Below are 23980 nucleotides of genomic sequence, written 5' to 3'. Positions count from 1 at the left end.
TACCCCAAGCGCCGCAAGCGTCGCGGGGGGAGATCCAGATTTATTTGTCTGGCTACTTGGCTTCGTCGGCAGCCGGAGCAGCCTCGGTAGCTTCAGCGGCCGGAGCCTCGGCTGCGGGGGCCTCAGCTTCAGGGGCGTCAGCCTCTTCAGCGGCCGGAGCTTCTGCGGCGGGGGCCTCAGCTTCAGGGGCGGCCGGAGCGGCAGCTTCCGCCTTGCTGCCTTCGAGGAGCTCGCGCTCCCACTCGGCCAGCGGCTCTTCGGGAGCTTCCGTGGTGCCGGTGGCGCGGTTGTGGCGGGCGATCAGGCCCTCAGCCACGGCGTCGGCAACAACGCGGGTCAGGAGATTGACGGAGCGGATGGCGTCATCGTTACCCGGGATCGGGAAGTCAACCTCATCCGGATCACAGTTGGTGTCCAGGATGGCCACAACCGGGATGCTCAGCTTCTTGGCCTCGTCCACGGCGAGGTGTTCCTTCTTGGTGTCGACAACCCAGAGGAGCGAAGGCGCCTTGGTCAGGTTGCGGATACCGCCCAGGTTGGTCTCCAGCTTGGTCAGCTCACGGCGAAGGAGCAGCAGTTCCTTCTTGGTGTAAGCGGAGCCGGCGACGTCGTCGAAGTCGATCTCTTCGAGTTCCTTCATGCGCTGGATGCGCTTGGAAACCGTCTGGAAGTTGGTGAGCATACCGCCGAGCCAACGCTGGTTGACGTACGGCTGGCCGACGCGGGTGGCCTGCTCGGCGATGGCTTCCTGTGCCTGCTTCTTGGTGCCGACGAAGAGAACGGTGCCGCCGTGTGCAACGGTGGCCTTCACGAACTCGAAGGCGCGGTCGATGTAGGACAGTGACTGCTGAAGGTCAATGATGTAGATGCCGTTGCGCTCCGTGAAGATGAAACGCTTCATCTTCGGGTTCCAACGGCGGGTCTGGTGTCCAAAGTGGACGCCGCTGTCAAGCAGCTGGCGCATAGTTACGACGGGCATGCCGACGCTCCTTCCGGCAGGTCATTCATGAGAAAGCCCTAGGCTCTCTTACCCTGCCAATAGTTGACGGTTATTTAGCAACACCCAGGCGGGTGTTACTCCTGGCATCCACCGCACCCCTCATCCCGCCACGAGGGGCCGGACCGTAAGAGGCGCAGTCCTCCGCACCCGGAAGCCGGGCTTCGGACAGGGAGGGCTGGATACGCGTAGTCAGCCGCCGCTCCCGCACTCCTGAATGAGACGTGCTGCCTGTCTACAAATCTGCCGGAAGATCTGTCTAGGAAAAACCGGACACACAAGTGGAAACAGGCACGAGGGCACAGCAAACTGCTCCACCAAGTGTACTACAGCAGACCTGCCCGGACGGACGGTTTCCGGGCGGCCTTCGGGCCGGCCGCCGGTGGGCTTAAGGGCGTCAGTCAGGGCTCTGATTGGGGCCGGAGCCGGGCCCAATCGGTGCCGGCACCGGGCTGGATCCACATAGCCGCTTCGGGGCCTTCCGGGCCATGGCCGGCCGCCGCAGGCTGGCGGCATGAAGGTTTCCGCTCTGCTCGCGGTGTTGCTGCTGGTCGGGATTCCGGGCCTGGTTCCGGGGCCGGTTCCAGCGCGGGTTCCGTTGCCCGGTGCCGTCGCTCCCGCGCCGGCATCACCGGCCGCCGGCTGGAGCTGGCCGCTCTCCCCTAGGCCTGCCGTGCTGCGCGGCTTCGACCCGCCGGACCGGCCGTGGCTCAGCGGACACCGTGGCGTGGACCTCCGGGCGGCGTACGACGGCGCGCCGGTCACCTCGCCGGCACCGGGCCGGGTCAGCTTCGCGGGCGTCGTGGTGGACCGCCCGGTGCTCACTGTCGACCACGGCGACGGTCTGCGGAGCAGTTTCGAACCCGTCGAAAGCGCCCTACGGCCCGGCGACGCCGTCGCCCGGGGCTCCGTGCTGGGCCGGGCACTGCCCGGCCACTGCGGCGGAACTCCCTGCGTCCACTGGGGTGTGCGGCGCGGCGACGAGTACCTCAACCCGCTGGCCTTCGTGATGGACCTGCGGCCCTCCGTCCTGCTTCCGCTCATGGGGCCCGATTCGAGAAGTGCCAGGGAGGCGGCGCCCCGCCCGTGAGTTTAGACGATGGCGGAAATCCCGGTGATGGCCCGGCCTGCGACCAGGGTGTTGATCTCGTGGGTGCCTTCGTAGGAATAGATCGCTTCGGCGTCGGAGAAAATCTTGGCCATCTCGTAGTCCGTGACGATGCCGTTGCCGCCAAGAAGGCTGCGGCCGATGGCGACGCTTTCACGCATCCGTGCCGTCGTGAACGCCTTGGCCAAGGCCGACTGCTCGTCCTTGGCAACGCCCTCGTCCTCAAGCTGGGACAGGCGGACCATCAAGCCCATCGAACTGACGGCGTTGCCGAGGATCTGCACGAGCTGGTGTTGGACAAGCTGGAAGGAGGCGATCGGCCGGCCGAACTGGCTGCGTTCGACGGCATAGCGGCGGGCGACATCGAACGCGGCGAGCTGCTGGCCGACGGCCTGCCAGGAGACGGCCAGGCGTGTGACCTTGAGAACCTTATTGGTGTCCCGGAAACTGTTGGCATTGGCCAACTTGAAGAACGCCGGCACCACGACGTTTTCGAGGGTGATATCGGCGTTCTGCACGCTGCGAAGCGAAATCTTGTTCTCGATCTTGGTGGCGCTGTAGCCCTCGGTCTTGGTGTCCACGAGGAAGCCCTTGACCTGGTTGTCGGCCAGGTCTCGGGCGTAGATGACTACCCAGTCGGAGAAGGTCGCGTTGCCGATCCAGCGTTTGGCGCCGTTGAGGATCCAGCTGTCGCCCTCGCGCCGGGCCGTGGTGCGCGTGCCGCCGGCAACGTCCGAGCCCCCCAGTGGCTCGGTCAGGCCGAAGGCGCCGATCTTCTTCAGCGAGTAAATGTCCGGCAGCCAGGCCTCCTGCTGTTCCTGTGACGCCAGCGCCTCGATGGATCCGGTGAAGAGCCCGTCGTGCACGCCCATGAAGGTGGCGATCGAGGTGTCCGCGCGGGTTGCCTCCGCGTGCAGGATGCCGGCGAAGAGGTTCGAGTAGCCCTGGCGCTTAACCGGGCTAACCAGGTCGATCTCCGCGAGCTTGGGGATCAGCTCCATCGGGAACTCGCCGCGGTTCCAGCAGTCCACGGCGATCGGCTTCACCTCGCGGGCCATGAACTCGCGCACCTCCGCGAGCCGGTCCTGTTCCTTGCCGCTGAGCAACTGCTCGAACGCGAAGAAGTCGCCATCGGCGTAGGGGAGGTTGTTGATGTCGATTGCAGCTTTGGACATGTTGTTCCTTCACTTGTGATCAGTGGAGATCAAAAGGGCGCAGGCGTCGCGCCGGCGGAAATGTTACTCACGAGTAACATATCTCAGTCGCCGCCAGGGTGGCAAGTGACCGGGAACACCTCCGACCGGTTTCCGGCCCCGGGTGCGGCCGGGCGCGGAGCCGCAGCCACCGCGGAAACGTCGGCTGCGGCCCCGGGGACGCGGACTGTCCAGGAAATGCCGCCACGTCGTAGGGCTACTCGGACTTGAACCGAGGACCTTAGGATTACGAATGAGTGCTCTTCGGTGTGGTCACTGCCGCAGTCCTTACACGGGCCGCTGGCAATGGGTTCGTCGTGATTGTTGCGACCTAGCGCGGCTTTGTTGCGCCTGCGCGGTTATCGTCACCCGCTACACGATCGGCTTACGCGACGCGGAAGAAATTGCTGAGGACGCGTACGGCCGCGGGGCAGGTCCGACGTTGCCGATAGCCACGGCCAGCAGCCCGTGGCCCTCGGCCGTGGGTATGGAGGCCGTCGCTGAACAGGAGGTCAGGGCATTGGAAGGTAGCGTTGATCCCGAAGGCCTTGGGGTAGAAGAGGCACGATCTAGACAATCCGATTTCTCCCAAGGCCCTCACCTCAGCCCAAACAACCTCCCCGCCCCGGGCTCCTCACACGGGCCGATTACACTCTCAATTCGGAAGAGCCGCTGTAGCTCCAAACACGGCAAAAACCCGAGTGCTACTTCTTCTCTTCGAGACGCAGGGCTATACCGAGTGCGAAGAAAGTGGGGGCCCAGTGTCCAACGAAGATCCCCCACCGGTCTGACTGGGCCCGGTCATGACGGGGGTTACCGCGGCTGACTGCCCAGGAAATAAAGGACAGGATGATTGAGGCGAAGCCGCCCATGTAGGCATATTCGCTTTTGATGCCCATGTCGTGAAGTTTCTCCAGCACGATTTTCTCCCTTTTCCTACGAGGTGAGGTGGGAAGCCAGTATTCCACGCAGGATTGAATCTGACCAGCATGCGCCTTACGGGGTGTTCAGTCGCAGTTTCCAACTGCCCTTAGGCGTCAAGGAGAACGATATCCAGGCCTCCTTCAACAGCTGAGTCCTCGAAGTCCGTGTGCACTCACCTGGACAGGGCAACTTCCGGCGGGGGGGCAGTGCCATGGCCTCACCACCACGGACGGACCGGCACCAGCCCGGGACCGCCTGCAATGGCCGTGCGGCCATTTATGCTCCGGATGCGGGCGCTTGAAGTAAATACTGCGGTGCGCCGGCACTGCTGCCCGGCGATCCGGCGCGGACAGCACAGCTATGTCTCCTGCCCGGCGCACCAGCGGAACTACGGCGCCGCGATCCGGAACCGTCATGCTTACCTGAACGGGCGGCCCTGATCCGGGATGGGTCATCACGCCGGACGGGCCAGGCAACGGAGGTGGACTCCTGGCCCAATAGCCTGATTTTTTGCGATGAGGGGAACGGTGTGCAACGTCCAGCCGAACGGCTTGGTGACTTCCGGGCGGGACTGACGGGCTTCCGTTTTGACCCACCTGGACGAAGACGAGGCCTCCAGCCTCCATCCGGAAACAGTGATCCCATGGATCGCGGATGCAGAAGCCTTCCCGGATGACCACCAGCGGTGATTACGCCGTCCGAGGGCATCGCGGCGGAACATAGGACACCGATTGGCCCAGCAGCCGCGGCCCGCGCCTCACGGATGGAACACGCTAGATCGCACACCGCGGCGGTCATCAACCCGGGTGGTCTTATCTTCTCAGCGCCGCCGCGTTTGGGCAGTGGCGGGAGCTACGGCACGGGTCTGAAAGTCGTTTCCCGTTCGAACACTACGAGCTCGCGAACTCTGTTCCTCGGTGGACAGCCGTAGGCTGGCCGGCGGCCGTCGCCCCGGAAATACCGCCGCTTACGGCGCCAGCAACGGCTCGGCAAGCCGAAGCCAATCGAGTTTGAGACCATAACAAGACAGCTCAGCTGGTCCCGAAATACCGGCCCAGACCGCTAACTGAACCTCGGGCAGCGCCGGTGGGCGTTGTGAGATGATAACGAAATCTGTGTGGATCCTGGAACCGTTTCAAATACATCAAACAACATGAGAGGAGCCCGCTGGTTATGTTGATGCTGATATGAAATCCCAAATCCCGCAAACGATCAGTCCCCTGCGCATCGCGGTATTAGCCCATCTGCATCATCCGATTACTCCACCTTTTGCTGGCGGCATGGAGTCCCATACCGCGCACTTGATCTCCGGGCTGGTCGATCGTGGACATGAGGTGACGCTCTTTGCCAAGGAAGGCAGCGTGGTCGGCTGCCGTTTGGAATCCGTACTTCAATCCGGGTTCGTTGTGCGTGGCTACCCGGAAGACGAACGGTCTAACGAACAGCTTCAAATGCTCGATAGGGCCATGGAACGAGCAGTGACGCTCATACGCACAGGTTCCTTTGATGCAGTAGTGAACAACTCGTTAAGCCCCATTCCGCACCGCGTCTTGGTACAGCTGCCCACGCTTCATGTCTTGCACACCCCGCCCCTGCCAAGACTGATTGAAGTCTTCAAACAGGCCGACAGGAGACCTGACTCGCTGAACCGTTACGTCACTGTTTCGCAGACCAATGCACAGCCGTGGCGACAATGGTTGCCGGAGCTTGACGTCATCCATAACGGCATCGCTCTGGATCGGTGGCACGGACGGCCGGAACCACAAAAGGGGGTAGCTGCGTGGAGCGGACGCATCGCATCTGAAAAAGGAACGCATGTGGCGATAGCTGCAGCCCGGGCGGCCTCACTGAAATTGCGGTTGGCAGGTCCCATCCATAACAAGGAATACTTCCGGACCATGATCGAGCCCCGACTGGACGATGACATTACTTACCTGGGTCACCTTGATCAACAAAACCTCCAACGCATGATTGCTTCGTCCCAGGTTTTTATCTCATCGCCTCTTTGGGAAGAACCGTTCGGGCTCACGACCCTCGAGGCAATGGCCTGCGGTACACCAGTGGCCGCGTTGCCATCCGGTGCCATGCGCGAACTCATCGGAACAACCGGCGGAGCAATAGCTAAGAGCCGAGACAGCGAAGCCCTCGCAGCGGCAGCAACTACGGCAAAAAACATGGACCGGGCGCAGGTTCTGACTCGGGCCAGTGGGTTTACGCTCTCAGGAATGATCGAGGCTTATGAAAAAATACTTCATTCCATGATACAAAACCTACCATCACTGGTACTAGAAAAATCATGAACCGGTACAAGGTCTCCTATTACGCCCACCATTTTGGCACGGGTCATTTGCGCCACGCCCAGAAGGTGGCAGCCAGCGAACTTTTTGACCTTCAGGTAACCAGTACGGGGCCTCGAAAAGATACTCTGTTGAACGGCACCTTGGAATATGTCGAGTTGAGTCCTGATGTGGGTAGCGCAGCCCCCCCAGCTAAGGTCTCCAGCGATTCCTACCTGCATTTCGCCCCCACCGGTGATCTTATTCAACAACGATTCGCCGAGCTGAACCGAGCATGGAAAGAGTTCAATCCCGATGTGGTGATGGTCGACGTGTCGGTGGAAGTCGCACTTTTCGCCAGACTGAGTGGGTATCCCGTGGCTTTCCGGCGAATGCCGGGGAACCGGAGAGACCAGGCACATCAGATGGCATATTCACTTGCCGACGCCCTCTTTGCGTATTTTCCCTCGGACCTGGAAGACCCAAGACATATGGAAATATTCGGTCATAAGAGCCACTACCTCTCCGTAGCACAACCATCGGAAAACTCCTCGTCCGCCGATCCCACCAAATTGAACCCAGCACAGAAATCTCGGGTAGTGGTTCAGACATCCCTGGCATCATCCATCCGGCTGTATCATGTGGCTTGTGCCGCCGCAAAATCGCCTGAGTGGGACTGGGAAGTTGTTGGGGCCGTTGAAGCTGATGGCACGCCCCTACCAGCAAATTTAATCCTCCACGGTGTTCTTTCTGATCCAATTCCGATCATGCATTCGGCAGATCTAATTATTAGTTCAGCCGGTCATAACGCCGTAGTCGCTGCGGCTAGCTGTCACAGACCGGTCCTTTTGGTCCCCGAAGATAGACCTTTTGAAGAACAACACACCTTCGCCCGGAACCTGAACACCAGCGCGAACATCAAAATGCTCGATACCTGGGAATCGCCCGTTAATTGGTCAGAGGTCTTGGAACAAGCGGCACTAAGCGTCCCAGAGGGACTAGCGAAAGCGCTCTTTGTTAAGCCCGCAGACTTCACAGCTAAACTCCATAAGCTGATTCACGTCTGTGCCCTCGGAACAAGAGTGCGATAAGACGCTAGTAGGCAGCAAAGCTGAATGCGTTATCTATTTCTTGAGGCGTGGGAGTGCGGCGGACAGTTAGTACGGATTCTGATGGGGACCAAGAGATTAACCCCATCTTCATGAATTCCTTCAACCAGCCCTCCATAGGCCAAACACCCCAGCGCGCACGAAAAAGGCGGGCATTACAAATAATTGCCGTGAAATGGTTCAGCGGAGGGACGTATACCCCATGGTGTTGATGGAACACCGGTTCCTCAACGAACCGGATCGGGATCCCGGACTCCCTCACTCGAAAGGCAAAATCGGTATCTTCCCCACCATATCCGCTGTAGCCTTCATCGAACCCTCCGACGCCAAAAAATGCTGACGCATGCATAGCAAAGCCAAGGGACCAGAACATTTCATGTCGCGACATGGTCGTTTCCGTTGGTAGTCCCGCGCGCGTGTGATGTCGGACAGATCTTTCGAACAACTGTTCGTCGTCCACCACCTGCGAAGTTTCCAAGGCCTTTCTGAGGTAACGAGGCTTTGCCATTGCCAGCACTTTCTCGTTATTTAACGCTGTGATGAACGCGGAGAACAAGCTGGCTGCGGGAATGGAATCTACATCCAGAAAAACAAGGTTCGGGGTGTTTGCAGCTGCGGCGGCCGCGTTGCGCGCGCGGGCCAAGGGCAAACCCACATCATGATCGGATGAGGAGATATGAACGGTGCGCAAAGGAACACTGCATCGCACCGGAGAAGGAGAAGGATCGTCCATATAGACGATCACCACCTCAGTAGGACGCGTTGTCGAAGACTCAACGCCTGTCAATAAACGCCGTAGGTGATCAGCGCGGCCATGAACTATCACGAGTACGGAAAAATTATTCAATGATTACACCCCCTATATACTCAACACTATGCGAATACCATAGGACCAGCATTACATGGCTACCTGTGTTTGCTACCGTACGTTCCCGGAATAGAAGATTTACAATGAACCTTTCGGGGAATCATGCCTCCTGTTTGTCGACGGCTTCGTCGGGTAGCGGACCGGTTTATAGATCATAAAACGTTTGCTCATATTCCTCTGGCGTCTGGTGATCCAGGCCGGAATGCAGGCATCCGTTGTTGTACCGGTGGACCCATTCGAAGACGATCTCGATCACGTCGGTTTCGGTCTTCAACGCCCCGCTGCGGAAGGGTGAATCCTTCGCGACGGCCTCGCTGCGGGCCAGGGGTACCAACCTTCGGGTACTGAACCTGGGCGGCGGAATGTGGACACCGGCACCCCGATGCAATTAAGGGTCTTAACCGTCATGGCGGCACTGGCCCAGATGAAACCTGAGACTCAGCGCGAACGCATCAACGACTCTGCCTCGAAACGCCGGGCCGCGGGGAAGGATCTGGGCGGACGGCGGCACAGCGACAGCCAGATCAGCAACTCCGGCCGCCTCATCGACGCCGGTGAGGCAGCCACCTACGTCGCCCATGACCTGGGTATGTCGCGGGCCACCCTGTACCGGCGGATCGGAGAGCTGGATGCCCGGCAATGGATCAGCTCTCAGACACCCTGAGGCAGACCTGCAACACTAACCCCGCATCGGCCGGTTCACGGTTCGGCACTCTTAGGCCCCAGCTGATGCCAAGCCGCTTCGTCGACCTCCGCTTTTGACGCCAACTGTTGCCCCTGCAAACGATCACCCATAGGCTCATACATGTGAGTGGCGGGGACGGTATTCCGAGAAGCGGAACCGGGCGGTGTCAACCCGTCTTAGCAACATCGTCGTTGAGTAGCTTGGTGAACACTTCCCGCGGTGTGAGGAACCCGAGGACGGCGCGGGGTCTGTCGTTGAGTTCATCCGCGATGGAGTCAAGGTAGGGCTGGTGGCTGGGGAGTTCGGTTCCTTTGGGCAGGTATTCCCGGATGAGGCCGTTGGTGTTTTCGTTGCTTGGCCGTTCCCACGGTGAGTGCGGATGGGCGAAGTACACGGGCAGGTCCGTGGCCAGTGTCAGCTGCGCGTGGCGGGCCATTTCGGTGCCCTGGTCCCAGGTCAGCGATCCGCGCATCAGTGCCGGCAGGTCATTGACCTTCTCGATCAGCACATCGGCGAGTCCCGCGGACTTCTTGCCTTCGGGCAGGCCGAGCATGATCAGGAACCTGCTGTGCCGTTCCACGAGGGTGGCGACAGCGCTCCGGCCGGCTTTGCCGACGACGAGGTCCCCTTCCCACGCCCCCGGAACCCGCCGGTCCGCGGCCTCTTCCGGGCGGTCATCGATGCTGACCATGCCGATGATCCTCCCGCCTGTCCGCTCACCCAACGGCTTGCGGGATTTGCGTTTGGTGCGCTTGGACTGCAGCAGGATCCCGGACTTCGCCAGCTCGCCCTTGGGCAAGGCATAGATCCACCGGTAGATAGCCTCGTGGGAGACGGTCCGGCCTTGCGCGTCAGGGGATTTCACCATGGTCTCCACGCTGGGGTCTGAGGCTTCCAAACACAAACGCCCGGCGATCTGCCGCGGCGTCCTGGACCGGAACAAATCAGCCTTCACCCGTGCCGCGAGGACAGGATCCGTGTCCACCTTCCGGGCCTGGGGACGCCTGCGATTCCGCTCCGCCGACACGTCCGCAGTAACGGGGCGGTAACCACGGGTCTTGGTGGAATTCCGGCGGCGTTCACGCCACACGATCGTGTGGTCCCGGCCGATGTCGGCACCGATCTGCCGATCCGTTTTACCGGCCTGAAGCCCTACCGCGATATCCGCACGATCCGAAAAACTCAACGCCCTGCGCGCCACCGGCAATCCCTCTATTCAACGTGTTGTTGCTTCGAGGGTATGACACCGCCCCGCCCAGCGACCCGTGAAGGAAATCAAGCATGGCAACAGGTACTGTCAAGTGGTTTAACTCCGAAAAGGGCTTTGGTTTCATTGCCCCTGACGACGGAAGCGCTGACGTGTTCGCACACTATTCGGCAATCGCGTCCAGCGGTTACAAGTCCCTGGACGAGAACCAGAAGGTTCAGTTCGACATCACCCAGGGCCCCAAAGGCCCCCAGGCTGAGAACATTCAGCCGCTCTAGCAATGCCAGAGAGACTGGTCAGCCGTTGCGGCCGGCCAGTCTCTTGCTGTGTCCGTGGGCGAGAGTAAACATGTGGCACGATGACGCTAAGCCGGCGGTAGCCGCCGCACAGCCTATTGACCAGTTGCGACAGATCAGGCGACACTGGGCTGATTCCGGTGAATCATCATTCAGTGCCTCATCCTCGAGCTGCTGGGCGGTCCTAGCAAACCCGGGGCAGCCCTGGAGTTTGGCGGGCCATTGCCAGGTTTCGCGACTTCGACGGTGTTACACGGAAAGTCGAAACGCGGGCAACAGCGCCATCAAAGAATGACCGCGGCGCGAAAGCCTAGCGGCTGCTCATCGCCGCACTTTCCGACCGTGCGATGCCGGCGGGAGTAGACATCAAAACAGGTGACATGCGAATCACAAAGCTCGCGGTCATCTGGTGGGCCGTGTTTGAGGACACTGTCCGGCTTCTGAACCCACGGCGCCGGTACCGGGACATCATGGACAACTTTGTCCGCCCGGGCACGGGCGGAATCCGGATCCTGGAAGCCACCGTCTCAACCCTGGACAGGTTCCTCAATGCCATGAGAACAAACCACGGCAACGCCACGGTGAAGCTCTGCGAGACCGTCCTGTCGGGCGTGCTGGGCCTGGCAGCCAGGCACGGCGCCCTTGACGGGACCCCGCTGCGTGACGTCGCCACGATTCCAACCAACCACAAGGAGGTCCGGGCCCTGACAGTCGCCGGGGTCGGCGCGCTGCGCGCCGGCCTCCGCCAGTGGGAGGCCAACAAGAAGCAGGCCGGCCGCTACCCCACCGTGGACATAGTCGACGTCGTCGACATCATGCTCGCCACCGGCGCGCGGATTGGTGAGGCCCCCGCGATCCGCTGGAAGGACATCTACCTGAAGTCATTCAAGCCGACAGTCACCGTGAACGCGACCATCGTTTACATGCCGGGCCAGGGCCTGACCATCCAGGATGACCCTAAGAGCGCCCGTTCCCGCCAAAGGTACTTCCTACCGGCCTTCGCCGTGGAAATGCTGCTGAGGCGGCAAATTGGGCAGCTGGAGGCCAACCCGTGGGACGTGGTGTTCCCCTCTGCCGTCGGGTCGCTACGGGACCCCAACAATTTCCGCAAGCAGTGGCGCTCTGCCCGCGACGAGCCCGGCTTCGAGTGCGTGACCCCGCACACCTTCCGAAAGACCGTCGGAACCTGCTGGAAGCTTCCTCCGGCTTGGCCGTCGCGTCCGCCCAGCTCGGGCACTCCAGCGAAAACGTCACGCGGAAGCACTACGTCCAAAAGACCACGAGGATTGCTAGCTGAGAACATCAAAACGAAAGAGCCCCTGACCTACGTTTCCGCAGTTCAAGAGCTATTTTCGGGTAGGGCTACTCGGACTTGAACCGAGGACCTTAGGATTATGAGTCCCGCGCTCTAACCAGCTGAGCTATAGCCCCGTACGACCGGAACGGCCCTGGCCCGTGCGGGCCGGACAGTTCCGGGCAAAAACACTCTAGCAATACTAGTCGCCCTGGATCGGGTGACAGTGCCGGGAGCAGCGTCGCCGGCACGGCGGGCCCTAGACGACGAGATCGTCGTAGCTGGCGCCGCGGTAAATGTCCTCGAAGGTCTGCAGCGTACGTTCGATGCTGTGGCCCTCCACCATGCTCCGGCTCGCCTTGCCCATGGCTGCCCGCTCGTCCGCGGGCAGGGACAGCACGCGGACGACCTTCTTGGCCAGGTCGTCGCTGTCATTCGGGTTAAACAGGAAGCCGTTCTCGCCGTCGTGCACCAGGTGCGGCAGGGCCATGGCGTTGGCCAGCACCACCGGGGTGGACGCGGACATGGCCTCCAGGGTCACGAGCGACTGCAGTTCTGCGGTCCCGGGCATGCAGAAGAGGTCGGCGCCCAGGTAGGCCCGGCGCAGTTCCTCGTCGCTGGCGAGACCCAGGAACTTCACCCGGTCCTGCAGTCCGAGGCGTTCGACCTGCGTCTCAAGGGCCGGCCGGACCTCGCCCCCGCCAACGATCTCCAGATGGATGGCCAGCGCTGCCGGCGTCTTGGACACGGCGTCGATCAGCACGTCGATGTGCTTCTCCTCGGCCAGACGTCCGACAAAGAGGACAGTGGGGCTGGCGTGGCGAATCTCTTCCTCGCCGGGTTTGAGTTCGTAGGCTGCCGCGTCGATGCCGTTGGACAGCGGGAGCACCTTGCGGAGGAAAGCGTGCTGGTGCATGGCCTTGGCGGCGAGCGGCGTCGGCGTCGTAACGACGTCGGCCTGGCCCATGACCTTGCCCATGTCACGCCACGACACGCGGCCCACAACGTCCTTGAACCATTTCGGGAACGGCAGGAACGGGTTCAGGTTTTCGGGCATGAAGTGATTCGTCGCGACAATCCTGATGCCGCGCTTTACGGCCTCGTAAAGGACGTGCTCACCGATCATGTAGTGGCTCTGGATATGGACGACGTCGGGCCGGATCCGGTCGAACAGCAGGCCGATTTCCTTCTTGATCTCCCACGGGAAGGTGACCCGGAAGTACTCGTGGGTCGGGACCGAGTGCGAGCGGAGGCGGTGCACGGTGGCCTCGTCGCGGAACTCGCTGAAGCTCTTGCCCTTGCCGGGCCGGCACGCCAGGACGTGGACGTTGTGGCCGCGGCCGGTCATGCCCTTGGCCAGGCGGTAGCCGAACTGCGCAGCCCCGTTGACGTGCGGCGGGTAGGTGTCCGCAGCAATCAGAATGGTCAGTTGTTTGTCGGGTTGGTCATTCTCGAGCCTGGTCACGGGATAGCTCCTGGTGGTCACGGTGCGGTCAGCTGGGCTGCGGCGGCCGGCTGGCCGTCGGCGCAGGCGCCGGGCCTGCGCCTGAAGTCTGTGGCGCCGCCCTAGGACGACCGTCCCGCGGCCTTCCGCGCATCCTTCTTGCGCTTCGTGACCTCGGGGTGGTGCCGGGAAAGGGCGATCACTCCCACGATAGCAAGGGAAGCGGCGACCCCCATGGCAATCGCCGTCACGGCGTGGACGTCGGAGCGCAACTCCCCCAAAATCACGATACCGATCGCGATGCCGACAATCGGGTCGATCACCGTCAGCCCGGCGATCACGAGGTCGGGCGGCCCCCCGGAGTAGGCGCTCTGCACGAACCACGATCCGAGCCCCCCGGCAGCCGCCATCGCGACCAGGGTGTACCACTGGACGTTGAGCAGGAACAGTCCGTTCGCATCCAGCAGGTGCTTGCCGATGATGCGGGTCAGGACCGCGACGAAGCCGAAAAGTACGCCGGCGCCAAGGATGTAAACGAAGGCGCTCATCCGGTGTCTGAAGAGCAGCGCCAGCGTTCCGAAGAGGCCCACGGCCAGGGCCAGCAGCAGCACAATGGTCAGTTCGTCCGAGCCGCTGACGTGGTGGTTTTCCTGCGTGACGTTGACTGCCAGCACCACGAACAGGGCCGAACCTGCGACGCAGGCGCTGATGGCGACCACGGTGGCCCGGTTAACGCTGAGGCCTTGGTCCTTGGCGTTGATGATGGTGGTGATGACGAGCGCGATCGCGCCGATCGGCTGCACCACGGTGAGCGGTGCCGAGACCAGTGCGACGGCGTTCATGACCGTCCCCACACCGAGCAGCAGAAGCCCGAGCACCCAGCGCGGGTTGCGGATCAGGCGGAGCAGGCCGTGGGAATTGAGTGCCAGGCCTCCGGTGTCGGCCTTGACCGCGCTCCCCTGCCGTTGGGCGCCGAAGGCCAGGAAGAAGGCGCCGAGGATCGCGAGCAGGACTGCCAACCAGACCATCAGCGGCAGCCGCCGTCGCCCGTGTTCTGTCCCTGGTCCGCGGCGGGTTGGGGCCCGGCGCTGCCCCCCCGGCCCTTGCGGATGATGGCCCAGACGTAGTTGTAGGCAGCGATCCAGTGCCCCACGAGTCCCGCTCCCAGGAAGATCCAGGCGGCCACGAAGTAGGCGCTGGTCCCCGGGACGGGCAGCTTGGAGAGCACCAGTAGCGGCGTGCCGACCAGCAACAGGCCGGTGCGGATCTTGCCGATCCGGCTAACGGGCAGGTCGGGGTGGCCGCGGAAGTAAAACAGCGAGAGAAGGAGCAGCACCGCGTCGGGGACAAGGAGGGCGGCCAGGTACCACCACTCGACGACGCCGGCGATCACGAGAGTGACGGCGACGGCGATCAGGGACAGCCGGTCCGCGATCGGGTCCATGACGCGGCCCAGTTTGGACATCTGATTAAAGCGGCGCGCGATGTAGCCGTCCACCCAATCGGTGCTGGCCATGACCACCAACACGAGCGCTGCGACACCGTACTCCCGTTCGGCCAGGACGAGCCAGACGAAAAGCGGGACGCCAAGGAACCGGACGACGGTAAGCAGGTTGGGAACGGTGAGCACCGTGTCGTGATGGATCTGGGACCGCCCGGGGCGCGCGCCAGCGCCGATGAACTTCATCGGTTCGCCCTTTCCACAGCCGGCTGGGAGTTAGCGTCGGAGCCCAGGGTGACGCCTAACCCTTAATTAGTCTGCGCAGCAGGAAGACGAGGGTGGCGGCGGAGGCGGCCAGGGCAGCCAGCGGCTTCCAGCGCTTCCCGAGCTCGGCTGCGGCACCGGACCCGCCCTTAGCGCCCGTCGAATCGAGAGCGCCGGGGGCCTTGGCCTGGCTGCGGAACGCGGCGACCCTGTCATCCACAAGCTCCTTGCCTTCAGCCAGCCGGTGGCGGGAGGCGGCGAGGAGGGCCTGGGCCTGCGTCTTGACGTCGAGTTCCTCGCCGAGTTCGTCGCGTACCCCGGTGAGGTGCCGGCGTCGCTGGTCTAGCCGGCTGCGCAATTCGGATTCAGTCGGAGCCGGGCCCAGGTCGGGCTGCTCGGCGGCCTTCTTGGCCTCCTTTTCGGCCTTGGCTTTCGCGGCAGCCTCGTCCTTGGCGGCTTTGGCCGCCTTGGCCTGCGGGGTGTTGGGGTCCAGGACGGCGGCGTCAAAGGACGAACCGTCCTTCGCGATGCCGAGGTCGTGCCTGAAGCCGCGGATCGTCTCCTCCGGCAGCAGCGGCATGGCCTTCTTGAACCGGCTGTAACCGATCAGGCCCACAACCAGGGCAATCACCAGGAAGGCAGCGCAGACCACGAGTGCCGCGAGCCAGGCCGGCATCACCGTGGCCAGGCCCATGATGGCGGCCACGATCAGGCCGATCACCAGGAAGGCGACAAAGATCAGGGCGACGGCGAGGAAGGCCGCCGCGACGCCGAGCTGGATGCCTTTGCGCTTAAGTTCGGCCTTGGCGAAGGCAATCTCGTCGTTGAGCTGCCGCGGCGCGAGCTTGAAGATCAATTTCAGGGTCTTGGGCAGCGCGGAAAGGCGCAGCCCGCCGCTTGTCCTGCCGGTGTGACGTCCGCTCATCGGTTCCGCCTAACTGGTTCCATCTGCCATCCGCTTACGCTGAATTGCAGGGTGCGCCCGATTGTGTGCACACCCAGGTGTCAAAGCTATCATTCAGGGTCCTGACAGCGTCCCGCCGACGGACGGGACGCTGGGCGTGGCGGGTTCCGGCGAGGTTCGCGGTGCGGGCCTAGGATTGACCTCTGTGCAGACACCCAGCAATCCCGGGGATTCCCTGAGCCGCCGCCGTAAGCTCCTCTACATCCTGATGCTTGGCGCCCTGACGGCCCTGGGGCCGTTTACGGTGGACCTCTACCTCCCGGCATTTCCCGCCCTGGAGACGAGCCTTGGCGTGTCCGAGGCAGCGGTACAGCTGACCCTGACCGGCACGACGGTCGGTTTCGCCTTGGGCCAGCTGGTGGTGGGACCGCTGAGTGATAAGTTCGGGCGGCGGACTCCGCTGATCCTGGCCACGGCGGTGCACATCGGAGCTTCGCTCGGCGCCGCCCTGTCCACGGATATCGCCACGCTGGGCCTGTTCCGGGTGCTGATGGGCATCGGCGCCGCCGGCGGAAGCGTGGTGGCGATGGCGATGGTGCGGGACCTGTTCAGCGGCTATGCGATGGTCCGCATGTTCTCCAGGATGGCGCTCGTCAACGGCCTGGCTCCGATCCTGGCTCCGGTGATCGGATCGCAGCTGCTGCTGCTGATGCCGTGGCCGGGAATCTTTTTCTTCCTCGCCGGCTACGGGAGCTGTGTGATCATCGCGGCCGTGTTCGTCGTGCGCGAGACCCTGCCGCGTGAGCAGCGTGGGACCACCGGACTGACGGTCCGCCAGCGGTACGGCGTCCTCCTCGCCGACCGGATCTTCGTGGGCATGTTGGCGGTGGGCGGCATGAACTTTGGCGGCCTCTTCACCTATCTCTCGGCGTCTCCGTTCCTGTTCCAGAACGTCTACGGCTTTTCGCCGCAGCAGTATGGCTTGCTGTTCGGCGTCAATTCGCTGGGGATCGTCGCGGGTGTCCAGACCAGCTCCCGGCTCATCCGGCGCGTCCCGCCGCAGTGGATCCTGGCCTGGTCGACGGCCTGGATGTTCCTCATGGCGGTGCTGATCGTGGTCTTCGACCAATTGGGCTTTGGCCTGTGGGGCGTCATGGTTCCGCTCTGGTTCTACATTCTGGGCACCGGTTTCACCTTCCCCTGCGTCCAGGTGCTGGCCCTGGCGAAGCACGGCAAGCAGGCAGGAACCGCCGCTTCCCTGCTCGGTGCCGCGACGTTCCTGACGGCCGGAATCATCTCGCCCGTCGTCGGCTGGCTGGGCCTCGGCTCCGCGACGCCGATGGGCGGAGTCCAGGCCGGCTGCATCCTGCTAGCCGCTGCTGCCCTCTGGCTGGTGGTCCAGCCGCGGACCGTGCCGGCGATCCAATAGCACCGCCGACGGCCGCGTCGGCTTTGACCCGGCCCGGGGGTGTGGCGGCGGGCCAAGCTGACGGGCTATGGCTTCCGGCGGATCGATTTGTAGCTCAGGTAGGCCTTGAGGCCTTCAATTCCGTATTCCGTGCCGACCCCGGCGTTGTGCCGGCCGCCGAAGGTCGCGGCGTGATTGGAGGCAAAGAAGTTGATGCCCACCGACCCGGTGTCCATCCAGTCGGCCACGTCCAGTGCCGCCTTCGGATCGCCTCCGAACACAGGCCCGCCCCGACCGGTCCGGCGGGCGCTGCCGCTGCGCCCACCGGGTCACGGATTCCACGGCGGACAGTGGCCGCGCCAGGGAGCGTGCCTCGGCGGTAAGCAGGTATCCATGGCCCCGCTGGCTGCTTAGCCGGAGGGCTGTCCACGGTCGAGTCCGAACCGTTCCGTGACCATATCGATACCGAGCGGGCTGAGCGGCCAGGTCTTGTCCGAGTCCTAACGGTTGCGTCCTCGATGGAGACGGCTTCACGGCGGCTGTCAGGCCTGTCGATGATGTACGGAACGGCCGGGATCTTCACGGGATCGTAGCTGCTGCAGGCGATAGTCCCCGTCATACAGCATGATAGCTGGAAGAACGACGGCGGCATCTGCTTCCGGGTGCGAAGCCACCAACGCTTGGGCCGGGCACAGGGCGTGGAGGGTGTGGGCATCGTTGTCCCGGACCCGCAAGAAAGGTGCTGCGCGCTCCCAGATCGCAGCAGGACCGGGGTCCAGCGCGGTGACACCTCCCGGGTTCGCCTCAATACTCGCGGCACGTCCCGCCCGAGGTGATCGGCGGCTGCCCTCATTTTCGTCATGCAACCAACACGGGCCCTAACCTCGGCCCGGATAATTGCTGTCTTTCACTCGCCGGAATTGAGCTGGGTGTCTCCGGGGCGGGAAAGCGCGCCTGGGCCGCGGGTGCGCGGACACCCGTGGTGGACATGCCCAGTCCCCGCAGCCACGAACGGACATAACGCGCACATGCCCACCCACCGGCCCGAACATTGGGCATGTCCACCGGCCGGCCCGGGAACACGACATGCCCAGACGTGCGGCCCGGGAACAGGGCCGGCCCAGACGTGCGGGAGGAATGCGGCCATCCTGCCCTGTTCGCGGCCCACAGCGGGGGATAAAGTTGTGGTGTGCCAGACTGGCAGGACCCTCCTCCCCTTCCGGCCACGTGGCAGCGGTGCGACGACGTCATTCTGCCTCTGTGGTGGGAGCGGCTGTGCTCCCAGACGAGCCCTCAGTCGGCCGCCCTGTACGCGGCCGGGCTGTTTACCGAAGACCGGCGCCGGCCCATCGCCCAGTGGTGCACCCCTGCCTTCGATGCGGCCCTCCTGGTAGCCCCCGAGACTTCCCCCGAGTGGCCCGTGCAACGCTTTGGCATCTTCTACGCGCCCCCGCGCGGCGGCTTCACGCGTGTGCACTCCGCCGCCCACGAGTGGCACCCCCGGGAGCCGAGGCAGTCCCCCACGGAAGACGAGGCCTTCCAGGCGGCGGTTGCGGAGGCCGAGCGCTTCCTGCAGGTAGAGATGTTTTTCGTCTAGGCCCCTGAACAGCGCCGATGGCCCGCCCGGCCCTAAACCGGGAAACAAAAAGGTCCCGCGGCTAGTTTTTAGCCAGCCGCGGGACCTGTCCGCTCCTCCTGCTGGACTTGAACCAGCAACCCTTCGATTAACAGTCGAATGCTCTGCCAATTGAGCTAAGGAGGAATGAAGCAGGTATGACTTTAGCAAAGGTTTTACCGCGAAGGAAATCGGCGGCGCAGGAGTGCGGCAACCTGCCCTCCGGTTCCGCCGCATACCCCTGGCGGGTATACAAAAAGTCCCCGTTCCGGTGACCCGGAACGGGGACTGCGCGCTCCTCCTGCTGGACTTGAACCAGCAACCCTTCGATTAACAGTCGAATGCTCTGCCAATTGAGCTAAGGAGGAATGAGGCGGGTATAAGCCTAGCAAAGTCCCGGACGGGAGTGAAATCGGAAACGAAACCGGCGGCTTAGGCGTCCGAGCGCAACGCCCGGCGCTCCATTTCCAGCATCATCAGTTCCCGCTGCACCTGCTGGATTCGTTCGTGCTCGGAGCCGGGATCGAGCCGTTGCAACTGGCTCATCTTGTCCGCCTTCACCCGCGTGATCTGAAGTTCAAAGAGCGCCTTAAGAATCCCCTTGCCGTACTTCTGGATCCCCTCAGCCGTGTTGGCGGGCAACGGCACCACGGACAGCTCGGAGACCAACAGCCGTAGGGGTTCTGGGACCTCCTCCATGACCTGCCCGACCCACCGCGCGGGCTCCCCGATCAGACCAGGACCCGAGGCGCGCATGGCATCGTGGACGGCCTGAAAAGCCGGCGTGATGAACCGGGCGCCGGAGAAGCGCTCCCAAATGCCACCACCCAGGAGGGCCGGCTCCTGCAGCGCCACCTCGAGCGCCTGCCGCTCCATTGAAGCCACAGGATCGCGGGGGTCGGGGCGCTGGTAGGACGGGACAGCGCCCGACGCCGGACCGACGGCCACCCCGGGTCCGCCGGGTTGGGCCGCGCCCCCCACAGCCGGCCGGCCGTCGGGCCGCGATACCCCGGCAGCGGCCGGCACACCCGTGCTCCCTCGCTTCATGGCGACCCCGACGGCCCGGCTGACTTCTTCAACCGGCATTCCCAGCCATCCGGCCAGTTCCCGGGCGTAGCCGGGCCGGATGCCGGCGTCGCGGATCTGCGCGACCACGGGAGCCGACTCGCGCAGGGCCGCGATCCGGCCCTCCACGGTGTCCAGGTTGTGCCGCCTCAGGGTGGCACGGATCGCGAACTCGAACAGCGGACGGCGCGTCCCGATCAGGTCACGGACGGCGGAGTCGCCCTTGGCCTGGCGCAGCTCGCAGGGGTCGGCGCCGCCGGGTTCCACGGCGACGTAGGTCTGGGCCACGAAGCGTTGGTCCTCTTCGAACGCGCGCAGCGCCGCTTTCTGGCCTGCGGCGTCGCCGTCGAAGGTGAAGATGACTTCTCCCCCGCTGCCGTCGTCGGAAAGCAGCCGGCGGGCGATCTTGATGTGCTCGGTGCCGAACGCCGTGCCGCAGGTAGCGACCGCCGTCGGAACCCCGGCCAGGTGGCAGGCCATCACGTCGGTGTACCCCTCCACCACCACCAGCTGGCGCTCCTTGGCGATGTTCCGCTTGGCAAGGTCGATCCCGTACAGGACCTGTGACTTCTTGTAGAGCGCCGTTTCGGGGGTGTTGAGGTATTTGGGACCTTGGTCGTCCTCGTAGAGCTTGCGCGCACCGAAGCCGATGGTGTCGCCGGCGATGTCGCGGATGGGCCAGATCAGCCGGCCGCGGAAGCGGTCGTAGATTCCCCGGCCGCCTTCCGAAAACATCCCCGTCAGCTTCAACTCGGCGTCGGTGTAACCGCGGCCGCGGAGGTGCTTGAGCAGCGAGTCCCAGCCCTGCGGGGCGTAGCCGACGCCGAACTGTTCGGACGCGGCACGGTCGAAGCCGCGGCCGTAGAGGAAGTTGCGGCCTTCGGTGGCGCCGGGGGTCAGGAGTTGGGCGCGGAAGAATTCGTCGGCGATCTTATGCGCGTCGAGCAGCCGCTGGCGCCGGCCGATTTCCTCGCGGTTGGGTCCCGTACCGCCGTCCTCGTAGCGCAGTTCGTAGCCGATCCGGGCAGCGAGCTTCTCCACCGCCTCGTGGAAGCTGGTGTGGTCCAGTTTCTGCACGAAGGAGATCACGTCGCCGTCCTCGCCGCAGCCGAAGCAGTGGTATCGGCCCACTTGGGGGCGGACCGTAAAGGAGGGCGAGCGTTCGTCGTGGAAGGGACACAGGCCCTTGAATGACCCCATCCCGGCACCTTTAAGGGTCACGTAGCCGTCAATGACTTCCTTGATGTCGGTGCGTTGGCGTACCTCGTCGATATCTTCACGTTTGATCAGGCCGGCCACAGTGCCATCCTAGTCCCCGGGTACGACGCCGGACGGCGGCCCGTGGCCCCCGTCACCACAGCGACGGCAGGCTGCCAACGAGCCGTTCGTACATGGCCAGCGCGGACCCGTCCGTCAGCGAGGCGACCTGGTCGACGACGACCCGCAGCCGGGCGCCGTCATCCGGCGCGGCCCGCCAGTCGGCGGCGAACATCGGTTCCAGATGGCGGTCGCCGGCGGCGCTAAGCGCGGTCACGAGGGCGTGCAGGACCTCACGCTGGCGCTCGTAGATCGGCTGCCGGTGTTCGGTGGTCATCACGAAGGTGGTGGCAAGGCCCTTCATCACGGCGATCTCCATCACGGTCTCGTCCGGGACAATGAGTTCGGCGTTGTAGCGGGTGAGGTTTTCCGGACCGTGAACGGCGCGGGTGGTCTCCAGCGCGCTCTGGCAGAAGCGACCGATCAGCTGGCTGGTCATGTCCTTCAAAGCCGCCATGGATTTGCGGCTCCCGTCGGCCTCGCGGACCCAGACAGGGGTGGCTTCCAGCCGGGTCAGGGCCGCGTCGATGGCTGCCGGATCGTTGTGCGGCAGGTACCACTGCTTGGCGTAGCCCACCACCCGGGCCCGGTGGTCGGGGTTGTCCATCCAGCGCAACTGGAAGTGCCCGGCGACGATCGCGTCCTCGACGTCGTGCACGGAGTAGGAGATGTCGTCCGCCAGGTCCATGACCTGGGCCTCGAGGCAGGAGCGGCGTTCCGGCGCACCCTCCCGGATCCAGTCGAAGATGGGCAGGTCGTCCTCATACGCGCCGAATTTGCTGGTCCGCTGGCCGTGGATCACCGGAGCGTTCGCCGCCGACCACGGGTACTTCGCGGCGGCGTCGAGGCTGGCGCGGGTGAGGTTCAGCCCGGCCGGGCTGCCGTCAGGAGCCAGGACTTTCGGCTCCAGCCGGGTCAGCAGCCGCAGGGTCTGGGCGTTGCCTTCGAAGCCGCCGATTCCGTGCGCCACCTCGTTCAGGGCCGACTCGCCGTTGTGGCCGAAGGGCGGGTGGCCGAGGTCGTGGCTGAGGCAGGCGGTGTCCACGACGTCGGGATCGCAGCCCAGGGTGCGGCCCAGTTCGCGGCCCACCTGCGCCACCTCGAGGCTGTGGGTCAGCCGGGTGCGGACGAAGTCGTCCGTGTCCGGGGCGACCACCTGGGTCTTGGCGCCGAGCCGGCGCAGCGCCGAGGAATGCAGTACGCGGGCGCGGTCGCGCTCAAAGTCGGAGCGGTAGGTGGTCTTGGGCGGTTCCTCCACCCACCGGGCGCAGTCCCGGGCCACGTAGCCGTCAAGTACGGGCGCCGTCGTCCTGGTTTCAGCCACCGGAGACGTCCAGTTCAGCAAAGGAGATGTCACGGGACTGCTCGGCGTCGAGGCTCCGGTTCAGCAACCAGTCCTTGGGCAGGGCGGGCTTCTTGGGCGATCCGGCACGTCCGCGCGGGCCCTCGGCGTCGGCACCCGGGTAGGGCGAATCGAGGTCCAACTCGTCCAGGGTTCCACGGAGCACCTCGAGGCTGGTCACGAGCGCCAGCCGGTTCCGCAGTTCGCTGCCCACAACATAGCCCTTGAGGTACCAGGCCATATGTTTGCGGATCTCGCGCAGGGCCTTGCCTTCGTCGCCGAAGGTCTCGACCATCAGCTCGGCGTGGCGGTAGATGCTTTCGGCCACCTGGCGCAGCGCCGGGTTGTGCCGGACGTCGCTGCCGTCCAGGGCCGCCATGAGGTCGCCGAACAGCCAGGGCCGGCCCTGGCAGCCGCGGCCCACCACCACACCGTCCACCCCGGTCTCACGGACCATCCGCACGGCGTCTTCAGCGGACCAGATGTCCCCGTTGCCGAGGACCGGGATGTCCGGGAGGGCTTCGCGGAGCCTGGCGATGGCGGACCAGTCGGCCTGGCCGGAGTAGAACTGCGCGGTGGTGCGGCCGTGCAGGGCGACGGCGGCCACACCGGAATCGCGGGCGATCCGGCCGGCGTCGAGGTAGGTCAGGTGGTCCTCGTCGATGCCTTTGCGCATCTTGATGGTCAGCGGGACGTTGCCCTGGGAGGCTTCCTTGACCGCGGTCTGGACGATCGCGGTGAATAGGTCGATCTTCCACGGCAACGCCGAGCCGCCGCCGCGCCGGGTCACCTTGGGCACGGGGCAGCCGAAGTTCAGGTCAATGTGGTCAGCGCGGTCTTCCTCGACCAGCATCCGAACGGCCGCACCGACCGTGACCGGATCCACGCCGTACAGCTGGACGGAACGGACGTCCTCGTCCTCGTCGTGCGAAATGATCCGCAGCGACTCGGGAGTACGCTCCACGAGGGCCCGGGAGGTGACCATCTCCGCCACGTACAGCCCGCCGCCATATTCACGGCAGAGCCTGCGGAAGGCGGAGTTGGTGATACCCGCCATCGGGGCCAGGATCACAGGGGTGTCCACCGTGAGAGGTCCCAGCTTCAGGGGCGGGAGGTCCAGCTTGGGGGCGGGAGGCGTTGCTACTACAGTCACCCGACCATTGTCTCAAAGCCGGGCAAATCGGCGGGAGACCTGACCGGCTATGTGGAAATCGCCGCGACAC

General features: G+C 64.1%; 21 protein-coding genes, 3 tRNA genes and 1 pseudogene. 8 read left to right on the top strand and 17 right to left on the bottom strand.

Annotated features, from left to right (window positions below):
- Positions 1–52: 52 nt before the first annotated feature.
- Positions 53–979, bottom strand: a complete 927-nt coding sequence (rpsB, locus tag ABIB14_RS04050; protein ID WP_354234239.1) for a 30S ribosomal protein S2 — start codon at positions 977–979, stop codon at positions 53–55.
- A gap of 532 nt (positions 980–1511) precedes the next feature.
- Between rpsB and ABIB14_RS04045 the strand changes: the two genes are divergently transcribed.
- Complete coding sequence (locus tag ABIB14_RS04045) at positions 1512–2087, top strand: murein hydrolase activator EnvC family protein (RefSeq protein WP_354234238.1); 576 nt, start codon at positions 1512–1514, stop codon at positions 2085–2087.
- A 2-nt stretch (positions 2088–2089) separates the two neighbouring features.
- Here the strand turns inward: ABIB14_RS04045 and ABIB14_RS04040 are convergent, their stop codons facing one another.
- Together ABIB14_RS04040 and ABIB14_RS04035 are read right to left on the bottom strand one after the other, a co-directional pair.
- Positions 2090–3280 (bottom strand): acyl-CoA dehydrogenase family protein, encoded by a 1191-nt coding sequence (locus ABIB14_RS04040; protein ID WP_354234236.1) that lies wholly within the window; start codon positions 3278–3280, stop codon positions 2090–2092.
- Between the two features lie 722 nt (positions 3281–4002).
- Positions 4003–4218 (bottom strand): hypothetical protein, encoded by a 216-nt coding sequence (locus ABIB14_RS04035; protein WP_354234234.1) that lies wholly within the window; start codon positions 4216–4218, stop codon positions 4003–4005.
- Between the two features lie 1191 nt (positions 4219–5409).
- Between ABIB14_RS04035 and ABIB14_RS04030 the strand changes: the two genes are divergently transcribed.
- Together ABIB14_RS04030 and ABIB14_RS04025 are read left to right on the top strand one after the other, a co-directional pair.
- A complete protein-coding gene (locus ABIB14_RS04030; protein WP_354234232.1) occupies positions 5410–6522 on the top strand; it encodes a glycosyltransferase in 1113 nt (370 codons plus the stop codon).
- Positions 6519–7589, top strand: coding sequence for a glycosyltransferase (locus ABIB14_RS04025; protein ID WP_354234229.1), 1071 nt, complete (start codon positions 6519–6521; stop codon positions 7587–7589). Before ABIB14_RS04030 ends, ABIB14_RS04025 begins: the two co-directional genes overlap by 4 nt.
- Positions 7590–7593: 4 nt before the next feature.
- Here ABIB14_RS04025 and ABIB14_RS04020 read toward each other — a convergent pair whose 3' ends face one another.
- Together ABIB14_RS04020 and ABIB14_RS04015 are read right to left on the bottom strand one after the other, a co-directional pair.
- Positions 7594–8433, bottom strand: coding sequence for a glycosyltransferase family 2 protein (locus ABIB14_RS04020; protein ID WP_354234431.1), 840 nt, complete (start codon positions 8431–8433; stop codon positions 7594–7596).
- A gap of 187 nt (positions 8434–8620) precedes the next feature.
- Complete coding sequence (locus ABIB14_RS04015) at positions 8621–8809, bottom strand: hypothetical protein (RefSeq protein ID WP_354234227.1); 189 nt, start codon at positions 8807–8809, stop codon at positions 8621–8623.
- 90 nt (positions 8810–8899) lie between these two features.
- On the opposite strand from ABIB14_RS04015, the gene ABIB14_RS04010 reads away from it, so the two are divergent.
- Positions 8900–9139, top strand: a complete 240-nt coding sequence (locus tag ABIB14_RS04010) for a hypothetical protein (RefSeq protein WP_354234225.1) — start codon at positions 8900–8902, stop codon at positions 9137–9139.
- Positions 9140–9326: 187 nt separating this feature from the next.
- On the opposite strand, the gene ABIB14_RS04005 is transcribed toward ABIB14_RS04010, so the two are convergent.
- Positions 9327–10361, bottom strand: a complete 1035-nt coding sequence (locus ABIB14_RS04005) for an IS30 family transposase (RefSeq protein WP_354234223.1) — start codon at positions 10359–10361, stop codon at positions 9327–9329.
- A gap of 80 nt (positions 10362–10441) precedes the next feature.
- Here ABIB14_RS04005 and ABIB14_RS04000 point away from each other — a divergent pair, with 80 nt between their 5' ends.
- Complete coding sequence (locus ABIB14_RS04000) at positions 10442–10645, top strand: cold-shock protein (protein ID WP_069951488.1); 204 nt, start codon at positions 10442–10444, stop codon at positions 10643–10645.
- Positions 10646–11043: 398 nt separating this feature from the next.
- On the top strand, positions 11044–12039 hold the full coding sequence (locus tag ABIB14_RS03995) for a tyrosine-type recombinase/integrase (RefSeq protein WP_354234221.1): 996 nt from the start codon (positions 11044–11046) through the stop codon (positions 12037–12039).
- Here the strand turns inward: ABIB14_RS03995 and ABIB14_RS03990 are convergent.
- From ABIB14_RS03990 to ABIB14_RS03970, 5 genes are all read right to left on the bottom strand, one after another.
- A tRNA-Ile gene (locus tag ABIB14_RS03990) sits at positions 12021–12094 on the bottom strand. The genes ABIB14_RS03995 and ABIB14_RS03990 overlap by 19 nt on opposite strands.
- A gap of 122 nt (positions 12095–12216) precedes the next feature.
- Complete coding sequence (locus ABIB14_RS03985; RefSeq protein WP_354234218.1) at positions 12217–13422, bottom strand: glycosyltransferase; 1206 nt, start codon at positions 13420–13422, stop codon at positions 12217–12219.
- A 101-nt stretch (positions 13423–13523) separates the two neighbouring features.
- Entirely contained in the window at positions 13524–14429 is a 906-nt protein-coding gene (locus tag ABIB14_RS03980) for a DMT family transporter (RefSeq protein WP_354234216.1), read from the bottom strand.
- Positions 14429–15088 carry a CDP-alcohol phosphatidyltransferase family protein gene (locus ABIB14_RS03975; RefSeq protein ID WP_354234214.1) on the bottom strand — a complete coding sequence of 220 codons (660 nt, stop codon included), beginning with the start codon at positions 15086–15088 and terminating at the stop codon, positions 14429–14431. Before ABIB14_RS03975 ends, ABIB14_RS03980 begins: the two co-directional genes overlap by 1 nt.
- Positions 15089–15143: 55 nt before the next feature.
- Entirely contained in the window at positions 15144–16031 is an 888-nt protein-coding gene (locus ABIB14_RS03970) for a phage holin family protein (protein ID WP_354234212.1), read from the bottom strand.
- A gap of 184 nt (positions 16032–16215) precedes the next feature.
- Between ABIB14_RS03970 and ABIB14_RS03965 the strand changes: the two genes are divergently transcribed.
- Complete coding sequence (locus ABIB14_RS03965) at positions 16216–17439, top strand: multidrug effflux MFS transporter (RefSeq protein WP_354234211.1); 1224 nt, start codon at positions 16216–16218, stop codon at positions 17437–17439.
- Between the two features lie 65 nt (positions 17440–17504).
- Here ABIB14_RS03965 and ABIB14_RS03960 read toward each other — a convergent pair.
- Positions 17505–17708 (bottom strand): annotated as a pseudogene (locus tag ABIB14_RS03960) (aldehyde dehydrogenase family protein); the annotation flags it as partial.
- Positions 17709–18607: 899 nt separating this feature from the next.
- On the opposite strand from ABIB14_RS03960, the gene ABIB14_RS03955 reads away from it, so the two are divergent.
- The gene (locus ABIB14_RS03955) at positions 18608–19015 is read left to right on the top strand and encodes a hypothetical protein (RefSeq protein WP_354234209.1); all 408 of its coding nucleotides are present in this window, start codon (positions 18608–18610) and stop codon (positions 19013–19015) included.
- A gap of 92 nt (positions 19016–19107) precedes the next feature.
- Here the strand turns inward: ABIB14_RS03955 and ABIB14_RS03950 are convergent.
- The 5 genes from ABIB14_RS03950 to dusB all read right to left on the bottom strand — a co-directional run bounded on the left by ABIB14_RS03950 (position 19108) and on the right by dusB (position 23910).
- Positions 19108–19180: transfer RNA gene (locus ABIB14_RS03950), tRNA-Asn, on the bottom strand.
- Positions 19181–19328: 148 nt separating this feature from the next.
- Positions 19329–19401 (bottom strand) — tRNA-Asn (locus ABIB14_RS03945).
- Positions 19402–19465: 64 nt separating this feature from the next.
- On the bottom strand, positions 19466–21397 hold the full coding sequence (dnaG, locus tag ABIB14_RS03940) for a DNA primase (protein WP_354234207.1): 1932 nt from the start codon (positions 21395–21397) through the stop codon (positions 19466–19468).
- A 52-nt stretch (positions 21398–21449) separates the two neighbouring features.
- The gene (locus tag ABIB14_RS03935) at positions 21450–22739 is read right to left on the bottom strand and encodes a deoxyguanosinetriphosphate triphosphohydrolase (protein WP_354234206.1); all 1290 of its coding nucleotides are present in this window, start codon (positions 22737–22739) and stop codon (positions 21450–21452) included.
- The gene (dusB, locus tag ABIB14_RS03930) at positions 22732–23910 is read right to left on the bottom strand and encodes a tRNA dihydrouridine synthase DusB (protein ID WP_354234205.1); all 1179 of its coding nucleotides are present in this window, start codon (positions 23908–23910) and stop codon (positions 22732–22734) included. Before dusB ends, ABIB14_RS03935 begins: the two co-directional genes overlap by 8 nt.
- Positions 23911–23980: the final 70 nt, after the last annotated feature.

The organism is Arthrobacter sp. UYEF3, from assembly GCF_040546245.1.
Taxonomy (GTDB): Bacteria; Actinomycetota; Actinomycetes; order Actinomycetales; family Micrococcaceae; genus Arthrobacter.
The sequence above is the reverse complement of the archived record's forward strand: the minus strand, read 5'-3'. Positions and strand labels throughout refer to the sequence as shown.

Bases quoted from the DNA above. Each gene is read 5' to 3' on its own strand.
- rpsB (WP_354234239.1), bottom strand. From the start codon at position 979: ATGCCCGTCGTAACTATGCGCCAGCTGCTTGACAGCGGCGTCCACTTT.
- ABIB14_RS04045 (WP_354234238.1), top strand. From the start codon at position 1,512: ATGAAGGTTTCCGCTCTGCTCGCGGTGTTGCTGCTGGTCGGGATTCCG.
- ABIB14_RS04040 (WP_354234236.1), bottom strand. From the start codon at position 3,280: ATGTCCAAAGCTGCAATCGACATCAACAACCTCCCCTACGCCGATGGC.
- ABIB14_RS04030 (WP_354234232.1), top strand. From the start codon at position 5,410: ATGAAATCCCAAATCCCGCAAACGATCAGTCCCCTGCGCATCGCGGTA.
- ABIB14_RS04025 (WP_354234229.1), top strand. From the start codon at position 6,519: ATGAACCGGTACAAGGTCTCCTATTACGCCCACCATTTTGGCACGGGT.
- ABIB14_RS04010 (WP_354234225.1), top strand. From the start codon at position 8,900: ATGAAACCTGAGACTCAGCGCGAACGCATCAACGACTCTGCCTCGAAA.
- ABIB14_RS04000 (WP_069951488.1), top strand. From the start codon at position 10,442: ATGGCAACAGGTACTGTCAAGTGGTTTAACTCCGAAAAGGGCTTTGGT.
- ABIB14_RS03995 (WP_354234221.1), top strand. From the start codon at position 11,044: ATGCGAATCACAAAGCTCGCGGTCATCTGGTGGGCCGTGTTTGAGGAC.
- ABIB14_RS03980 (WP_354234216.1), bottom strand. From the start codon at position 14,429: ATGGTCTGGTTGGCAGTCCTGCTCGCGATCCTCGGCGCCTTCTTCCTG.
- ABIB14_RS03975 (WP_354234214.1), bottom strand. From the start codon at position 15,088: ATGAAGTTCATCGGCGCTGGCGCGCGCCCCGGGCGGTCCCAGATCCAT.
- ABIB14_RS03970 (WP_354234212.1), bottom strand. From the start codon at position 16,031: ATGAGCGGACGTCACACCGGCAGGACAAGCGGCGGGCTGCGCCTTTCC.